The following is a 9,000-nucleotide window of genomic DNA, read 5'->3' as shown; positions in this document are numbered from 1 at the left end:
CAAACCGGTACCGCCAGCTATGTCTGGCAACTATCCTGATTGAAAAAATGGCATCCCGCCCTTTGCATAGCGATATCGCTAGGGGCCGACGTGAACAACAAACTCTTAACACGAGCACGATCATGAACAAGAATATTTTCCAACGAAAACCTCTGGCGATTCTTGTCGTCAGCATACTGATTGCCGGCGCACTTGCCTTTGTCGAATCCGGCAGCAAGGTTTCCGCCCGTGCCGCCGATACGGAACCGACCGTGAATTTCACCAGGCAAGGCGAGCGCATCACGATCCCCGCGCATTCGCCATTGCGGCAGCGCCTTGCAGTACAAACGGTGACAGCGCTGGACGCTGCGCATGCGCTTGAGCTGCCGGCGCAAGTCGAGGCGGATCCTGCGCGCACCATTAATATCCTGCCGCCGGTTGCTGGCAAAGTAATTGAATTGAAAGTCGGTCTTGGCGACCGGGTTCGCAAGGGGCAGTTGCTGCTGGTGATGACTTCCGGTGATTTTGCCCAGGCTACCTCCGATCTGCAAAAGTCGCGTGACGCCCTGCAATTGGCGAAGCGGGTACTGGAGCGGCAACGCGGCGTGCAGCAAGCCGGCGCCGGTGCGGCCAAGGATCTGGAGCAAACTGAAAGCGCCTATGTGCAGGCGCAGGCCGAATTCGCGCGCGCCGATACCCGCCTCAAGTCGCTCAGCGCCGGCGGCGCTACTGCCGCCGACAGCGGCGGCCAACGCCTGAATCTGATCGCGCCGAGTGCCGGCAGCATCACCACCCTGGCCATCGGCGCAGGGCAATCCGCCAACGATCCGAATGCGGTATTGATGACGATTGCCAATCTGGAGAACGTCTGGATTACCGCCAGCGTACCGGAAAACATGCTGGCGTCGGTCAAGAAGGGGCAGGCGGTCAACATCAGCCTGCCAGCCTACCCTGGCGAGCAATTCCGCGGCTATGTGTCCTTCGTCAGCGACGTGCTGCAGGCGGACACGCGCAGGGCGCTGGTGCGTATCAGCGTGTCCAATGCGGATGGAAAATTCAAGCCGAACATGTTCGCCAATGCGTCTTTTGCCGTACCGCAGGCTACAGTGCCGGCGATCCCGCCGTCGGCGCTGCTGATGAATAACGAAAACACCACGGTATTCGTCGAAACCGCGCCCTGGACATTTGTCCGGCGCACGATAGAAACCGGCAGCGAAGAAGACGGCAGCGTGCGGATCGTAAAGGGATTGCAGGTCGGCGACCGGGTTGTGATCAAGGGTGGGGTATTGCTCAATGATTAACAAGATCGTTCGTTATTGCCTGCAAAAACGCTCTGCAGTGATTTTGGTGACGCTGATGGTGACGCTGTTCGGCTACTACTCGTGGACCCGGATGGCGGTCGAGGCCTATCCCGAGTTGTCGGATGTCACCGCGCAGGTGACTACTCAGGCGCCGGGTCTGGCTGCCGAGGAAATCGAGCAGCAGATCACGATTCCGCTTGAGCGCCAGTTGAGCGGTACGCCGGGGCTGGTGCATATGCGGTCGTCCAGCACTTTCGGCTTGTCGCTGATCACGCTGACATTCAAAGACGGTGCGGAAGATTACTGGGAGCGCCAGCGCGTCACCGAGCGCATGGCGCAAGCGGGGCTGCCTGCCGGTATTACGCCCAGCCTGGATTCGGTCACCAGTCCTGCCGGGGAAATCTATCGCTATACCTTGGAATCGGACAGCAAGAATCTGATGGAGCTGTCGGAGATCCAACGCTGGATCGTGATCCCGGAGTTGCAGCAGGTGCCTGGCATCGCAGAAGTCGGCAACTTTGGCGGTTTGACGATGGAATATCAATTGGAAGTCGATCAGAAACAGCTGGAGCGCTTTGGCGTTTCCCTGTCCGATGTGACGACCGCCATCAGCAGCAATAACGCCAACGCCGGCGGCAGCCGTATCACGCGCGGCGAACAAGGTTATGTCGTGCGCGGCATCGGCTACATGCGCAGCCTGACCGATCTCGGCAACGTCGTAGTCAAGCAAACCAATGGCGTGCCGGTACTGGTGCGTGACTTGGGCAAGCTGCAATACAGCCATCAGGAAAGGCAGGGCATTCTCGGCAAGGATAACAATCCCGATACCATCCAGGGCGTCGTCAAGCTGCTGAAATATCAGAATGCCTCGGAAGTCATCAAGGATGTGCACAGCAAGGTAGATCAACTGCAAAAGCAGCTGGCGGCTATGGATGTCAAGATCGTGCCGTATATCGATCGCGATGACTTGATCCAGCTGACCATACACAAGGTCGGCCATACCGTGATGGAAGGCATCGGCCTGGTGTGCATCGTCCTGATCCTGTTTCTCGGCAGCCCGCGCAGCGCCCTGGTGGCAGCGGTGACGATTCCATTGGCGCTGGTGACGGTATTCATCATGATGTATCTGACCAAGATGCCCGCCAATCTGTTTTCTCTGGGGGCGATTGATTTCGGCATTATTGTCGATGGCGCGATTGTGGTGACCGAGGCGATCTTGCGCCGACGCGAGGCTCGGCCCGAAGCAGAGTTGACTGAAACCGATGTACGCGACGCCACCACCGAGGTGATCCGGCCGATTTTCTTCGCCACCCTGATTATCATCGTCGCCTATTTGCCGCTGTTCGCTTTCGAACGCGCCGAAGGCAAGCTGCTATCGCCCATGGCTTTTACCGTGGGCTATGCATTGATCGGCGCTCTGCTGTGCAGCATCGTGCTGGTGCCGGGCCTGGCCTACATGGCATTGCGCAAGCCGCGCCGGATTTTTCACAACAAGCCGCTTGAATGGCTCAGCGCCGGTTACCGGAAAACCCTGGGCCGCTTGTTGAATATGCCGATCGTTTCTTACGGGATTGGCGCGGCGGCGCTGGCCGGCGTGATCGTGCTGGGTGCGGCGACCGGCCGTGAATTCATGCCGAACCTGGATGAGGGCACGCTTTGGCTGCAGGTGCAAATGCCATCCGGTCTGTCGCTGGAAAAGGGGAGCGAGATGGCGAGTGAATTGCGCCGCACGCTGTTGGAATTCCCTGAGGTGTCGTATGCCGTGACCCAGCTCGGCCGCAGCGATGACGGCACCGATCCGTGGACGCCGTCGCACATGGAAGTGCCGGTGGGGTTGAAGCCATACAGCACTTGGCCCAACGGCGAAACCAAGGAGCAGTTTGTACGCAGGCTCAACGCTCGCCTGTCGCAACTGCCTGGTTTTTCCGTCGGCATCAGCCAGCCGATCAGCGACGGCGTCAACGACGCCGTGGGTGGCGCTCACAGTCCCTTGGTGATTCGCGTGTACGGCGACGATTTCAAGGAGCTGCGCCGTATCGGCAATCAAATCGTCGAAGTGCTGAACGGGGTGAAAGGATCCGCTGACGTGGCGATTTTCCAGGAGCCTCCAGTGCCGCAGGTGTCTATCGATATTGATCGTGCTGCTACCGCCCGCCTGGGAATTAACGTGGCCGATATCGCCAATCTGATTCAGACCGGCATCGGCGGCGCGCCGGTGACTCAGTTGTATCTGGCGGACAAGGTGCATAACGTCACGGTGCGTTTCCCCAAGAGCAGCCGTAATAGTCCGGAGGCGTTGGGCAACTTGTTGCTGACGACTGCCGGCGGCGCACGGATTCCCCTGTCGCAAGTGGCGCATATCCGGACCACCACCGGCGAGAGCACGATTGCGCATGAGAACACTCATCGCCAGCTGACTGTGCGCCTGGACTACGCGGATCGCGATTTGCTGTCGTATTACAAGGATGCGCAGGCGCAAGTGGCGCAGAAAGTGCATTTCGATAAAACCAAATATCGTCTCGAATGGGCCGGGCAATTCGAGAACCAGGAGCGGGCGCAATCGCGTCTGATACTCGTGTTCGGTCTGGTGCTGGGTTTGATGGCGATTATTTTATATGCGGGTTTCGGCAAACTGCGGCAAGCGTTGCTGATCCTGGGCGTAGTGCCGCTGGCGGCGCTGGGAGGCTTGATTGCACTGCGGGTGACCAACGGCACGATCAACGTGGCTAGCGGCGTCGGCTTCATCGCGCTGTGTGGGGTGGCGGTGCAGAACGGCATCATCATGGTTTCCAATATCAATCGGGTCCGGCGCCAGGGCGTGGCCTTGCTGGAGGCGGTGCTGGCGGGTGCTTTCGAGCGTTTCCGGCCGGTGCTGATGACTGCAACCGTAGCGTCGGTAGGCATGTTGCCGGCGGCCTTGGCGACCGGCGTCGGCACCGACGTCCAGCGCGGCCTGGCGACGGTAGTGGTGGGCGGTTTGATTGTCGCCACCATGCTGACCTTATTCATTCTGCCTGCCTTCTATTACTCGCTGGAGAGCTGGATTGAAAGGCGTCGTGGGATAAGCACGGAACATGATGGCCGCTAGCGCGGACGAGCAAAGTCCTATCCACTGCGATGCAAGTCATTGCGGTGGAGTCGGGAAAATCTTTAGCGGGTAAAAACATGAGCACAATAGATTTCAAATTAAAAACGTCGGCGCTTGCGGTGTTTCTGGCGTTGACGGGATGCGCTGCCGGACCTGATTTCAAACCGCCGGAGGCGCCTCAAGTGCAGGGGTATACAAAGGAGCCGTTGCCGGCAAAAACCGCTTCTGCAGCGACGCTTGGCGGCGACGCACAGCAATTTGTCGAAGGTATGGACATTCCCGCTCAATGGTGGGCATTGTTCAATTCTCCGGCATTGAATGCGGTGATCGAAGAGGCTCTCAAGGCCAGTCCCGATTTGCAATCGGCGCAAGCTGCCTTGCGGGCGGCGCAGGAGCAGGTGTCGGTGCAGCAGGGGGCGTTTTATCCGAGCGTCAACGCCAGTCTGGCGCCGACCCGGCAGAAGCAGCCGGTGTCTGCCGGGCAGGGTAGTTCGCCGTTTAATCTGCACACGGCGCAGGTCAGCGTCTCTTACACACTGGATGCTTTCGGCGGCAACCGACGTCAGGTAGAGGGTTTGCAGGCGCAGGCGGAACAACAGAAATTTCTGCTGGAGGCGGCTTATCTGACGCTTACTTCGAATGTGGTGGCAGCGGCAGTACAGGAAGCCGGATTGCGAGCGCAGATCGCTGCGACGCAGGAGGTGCTCAAGGTTCAGGGCGAACTGCTGGAGTTGTTGCAGCGTCAGTATGCGCTGGGCGATGTGGCGCAAGCCGACGTCTTGACGCAACAGGCCGCGCTGGCGCAGACCCAGGCCAGCTTGCCGCCGTTGCAGAAATCCCTGGCGCAGCAGCGCGATCGATTGACCGCATTGGCAGGGCGTTTTCCGAGTCAGGAACTGGAGCAGAAATTCGACCTGTCCAGCCTCAGTCTGCCGCAGCAATTGCCGCTCAGCCTGCCGTCCAGCCTGGTGCAACAGCGGCCGGATGTGCGCGCGGCCGAAGCGCAGTTGCACGCTGCCAGTGCTGCTGTCGGCGTCGCTACCGCGAACATGCTGCCGCAGATCACTTTGAGCGCAAATATCGGCAGCGCTGCGGCGGAAATGGGAAATTTGTTTACGTCGGGTACAGGCTTGTGGGCGCTGGTTGGCGGCCTGACGCAACCCTTGTTCGCCGGCGGTGCGCTGTTGCATAAGAAGCGTGCCTCGGAAGCCTTGCTGGATCAGGCCGCGGCGCAGTATAAAAGCACGGTGATCCTGGCCTTCCAGAACGTCGCCGACAGTCTGCGCGCCTTGCAGTACGATGCCGATGCTTTGCGGGCGCAGGATGTTGCTGAACGCGCTGCTGCACACAGCCTGGAGATCTCGCGCAAGTCGGTGCAGCTGGGCGCGGCCAGCCCGCAGACACTATTGGCGGCGCAACAGACTTATCAACAAGCGGTGATCAATCTGGCGCAGGCGCAGGCGGCGCGGTTTGCCGATACGGCGGCCTTGTTTCAGGCATTGGGAGGGGGCTGGTGGAATCGCAGCGAGGCTGGGCCTAGTACTGCCGCCAGAGAAGTCGACCCGGTTGACCCAGCTGATCCGGCGACCCGGCATTTAGGCAAATAAGCAACATGGCTGTTTGCGCACTTGCCATGCCGCAGCCATTTTCTGGTATGATCGATAGCATTCTGTTGTCGTCGCTATTGTGATCATTAGCGGCAGGCCAACTAAAACCAATTCAGCATCTGTAAGAGCGAGAAAGGCATCCCGGTTATGACACCGCGAACTACCACCACAATCTGTGAGCGACACTAGTCGAGGCCTTTTTCCTGTTGAAAAAAGCGCGGCTGGTCCGCGTTTTTTTTCGTCCGCATTTTTGTAAAACAAATTAATTTCATTCAATCCGGGAGCGCCATCGATAGTGGCGCTCGCCGATATGGGGCTCAAAATGATAGCAGTCAAACTTCCCGATGGTTCACAGCGTCAATTCGAAGCGCCGCTGACTGTGGCGCAGGTCGCCGCCAGTATCGGCGCCGGCTTGGCCAAGGCGGCATTGGCCGGCAAGGTCGACGGCAAGCTGGTGGATACATCTTTTCTGATCGAGCGCGATGTCGAGCTGGCTATCGTCACCGACAAGGATGCCGACGGCCTGGAAGTGATTCGCCATTCGACCGCCCATTTGCTGGCCTATGCGGTGAAAGAGTTGTTTCCTGATGCGCAGGTGACTATCGGGCCGGTGATTGAAAACGGCTTTTACTACGATTTCGCCTACAAGCGCCCGTTCACTCCGGAAGATTTGCTGGAGATTGAAAAGAAGATGGCTGAGCTGGCCAAGAAGGACGAGCCGGTGACACGCAAGGTGGTGGCGCGCGATGAGGCGATCGCTTATTTCGAATCAATCGGCGAGGCCTACAAAGCGGAGCTGATCGGCTCGATTCCGCAAGACCAGGAAGTCTCGCTCTATACAGAAGGCAAGTTCACCGACTTGTGCCGCGGTCCGCACGTGCCATCGACTGGCAAGCTGAAGGTGTTCAAGTTGATGAAGCTGGCCGGCGCTTACTGGCGCGGCGATGCGAAAAATGAAATGCTGCAGCGGGTGTATGGCACGGCCTGGGCCAAGAAGGATGAGCAAGAAGCCTATCTGCATATGCTGGAAGAGGCGGAGAAGCGCGACCATCGCAAACTGGGACGTGCGCTGGATCTGTTCCATTTCCAGGATGAGGCGCCGGGCTTGATTTTCTGGCATGCCAAGGGCTGGACTATCTGGCAGCAGGTCGAGCAGTTCATGCGCCGCGTCTATAACGACAATGGTTATCAGGAAGTCAAGGCGCCGCAGATTCTCGACCGTTCCTTGTGGGAAAAGACTGGTCATTGGGATAACTACCGCGAAGGCATGTTCACAACTGAGTCGGAAAACCGCAGCTACGCGTTGAAGCCGATGAACTGCCCTGGCCATATCCAGATTTTCAATGCCAGCCTGCACAGCTACCGCGACCTGCCTTTGCGTTTCGGCGAATTCGGCCAGTGTCATCGGAATGAGCCGTCGGGAGCCTTGCACGGCATGATGCGGGTGCGCGGCTTCACCCAGGATGACGGTCATATTTTCTGTACTGAAGAACAAGTGCAGGACGAGGTTGCGGCCTTCGATAAGCTGGTGCGCCAGGTCTATGTCGATTTTGGCTTTACCGAAGTGGCGGTCAAGCTGGCCTTGCGCCCTGACAAGCGGGTTGGCGAGGAAGATGTCTGGGATAAGGCGGAAAACGCCTTGCGCGAAGCAATTCGTGCATCTGGCGCCGAGTGGGAAGAACTGCCGGGCGAGGGCGCCTTTTATGGTCCGAAGATCGAGTATCACTTGAAGGATTCGATCGGTCGTTCCTGGCAGTGCGGCACCATGCAGGTCGATTTTTCGATGCCGGGCCGGCTCGGTTCGGAATATGTGACTGAAGACAATGGCCGTAAGGTGCCGGTCATGTTGCATCGTGCCATCGTCGGTTCGCTGGAGCGTTTTATCGGCATCCTGATCGAAAATCACGCCGGTGCGATGCCTTTGTGGCTTGCTCCAGTACAAGTTGTTGTTTTGAATATCTCCGACGCTCAATCCGAATATGTGCAGAATGTTGCGCAAACGCTGAGAAAACAAGGGTTTAGGGTAGAGACCGATTTGCGTAATGAGAAGATTACCTATAAAATACGGCAGCATTCTTTGCAGAAGCCGCCTTATATACTGGTTGTCGGTGATAAAGAGCGGGATGCAAACACAGTGGCCGTGCGAGCGCGGGGCAATGTCGATCTGGGTGTGATGCCTATCGATGTACTGGTGGAGCGCCTCAGGAACGAGGTTGAAACCAAAGCCTGAACGGGGTAACCCGAAGCGCCAGAGCACGGCTTAATTATTTGATTTTTAAAGGAAACTGCAATAGCTACGGACAAGTCACATCGCATCAACGGCGAAATTACTGCGCCAGAATTGCGCTTATCCGGTGTCGAGAACGAAGCACTCGGTATCGTCAGTCTGGCTGAGGCCTTCCGTTTGGCGGAAGAGGCAAACGTTGATCTGGTGGAAATCGCACCGACTGCACAGCCGCCAGTAGCCCGTTTGATGGACTACGGCAAGTTCAAGTACCAGGAGCAGAAGAAGGCGCACGAAGCCAAGTTGAAGCAGAAGGTCATTCTGGTCAAGGAAGTCAAATTCCGTCCAGGTACCGATGATGGGGATTACAACATCAAGCTGCGCAATTTGACCCGTTTCCTGGATGAGGACGGCGATAAGGTCAAGATCACGCTGCGTTTCCGCGGCCGTGAAATGGCTCACCAGGATATCGGTGTACGCATGCTGGAACGTCTGAAGCTGGATCTGGAGCCGTACGGACAGGTCGAGCAGTGGCCGAAAATGGAAGGGCGCCAGATGATCATGATCATCGGGCCTAAAAAGAAAAAGTAAGATTTTAGGCGATCCGGATGAGCAATCATCCGGATCGCCCAAAAGCAGCAGACCAGATTCTGCTGCGAAATCCAGCTGTGGTTATTGTGCGGCTGGGTTTAAACAAGTGAGAGCAGGCATCCAAGCGTAACGATATGTTGCCACCTGCAATCATGTTAAAAAAGGAGCTGTCCTCAAAGGACAGATAGTGTCATGCCAAAAATGAAAACG

At 57.7% G+C, this 9,000-nt stretch carries 5 protein-coding genes; all 5 read left to right on the top strand.

Going from position 1 to position 9,000, the window contains the following annotated elements; translation table 11 throughout:
• Positions 1–122: 122 nt before the first annotated feature.
• Entirely contained in the window at positions 123–1,280 is a 1,158-nt protein-coding gene (locus KHU33_RS24445; protein ID WP_211467863.1) for an efflux RND transporter periplasmic adaptor subunit, read from the top strand.
• Positions 1,273–4,368, top strand: coding sequence for an efflux RND transporter permease subunit (locus KHU33_RS24440; protein WP_211467861.1), 3,096 nt, complete (start codon positions 1,273–1,275; stop codon positions 4,366–4,368). Before KHU33_RS24445 ends, KHU33_RS24440 begins: the two co-directional genes overlap by 8 nt.
• Positions 4,369–4,445: 77 nt before the next feature.
• Complete coding sequence (locus KHU33_RS24435) at positions 4,446–5,975, top strand: efflux transporter outer membrane subunit (RefSeq protein WP_211467859.1); 1,530 nt, start codon at positions 4,446–4,448, stop codon at positions 5,973–5,975.
• 322 nt (positions 5,976–6,297) lie between these two features.
• A complete protein-coding gene (gene thrS / locus KHU33_RS24430) occupies positions 6,298–8,205 on the top strand; it encodes a threonine--tRNA ligase (protein WP_211467857.1) in 1,908 nt (635 codons plus the stop codon).
• Positions 8,206–8,265: 60 nt separating this feature from the next.
• Complete coding sequence (gene infC / locus KHU33_RS24425) at positions 8,266–8,790, top strand: translation initiation factor IF-3 (protein WP_211467865.1); 525 nt, start codon at positions 8,266–8,268, stop codon at positions 8,788–8,790.
• The last annotated feature ends 210 nt before the right edge of the window (positions 8,791–9,000 follow it).

Origin of the sequence: Collimonas silvisoli (assembly GCF_018305005.1) — a bacterium.
GTDB lineage: Bacteria > Pseudomonadota > Gammaproteobacteria > Burkholderiales > Burkholderiaceae_D > Collimonas > Collimonas silvisoli.
The sequence above is the reverse complement of the archived record's forward strand: the minus strand, read 5'-3'. Positions and strand labels throughout refer to the sequence as shown.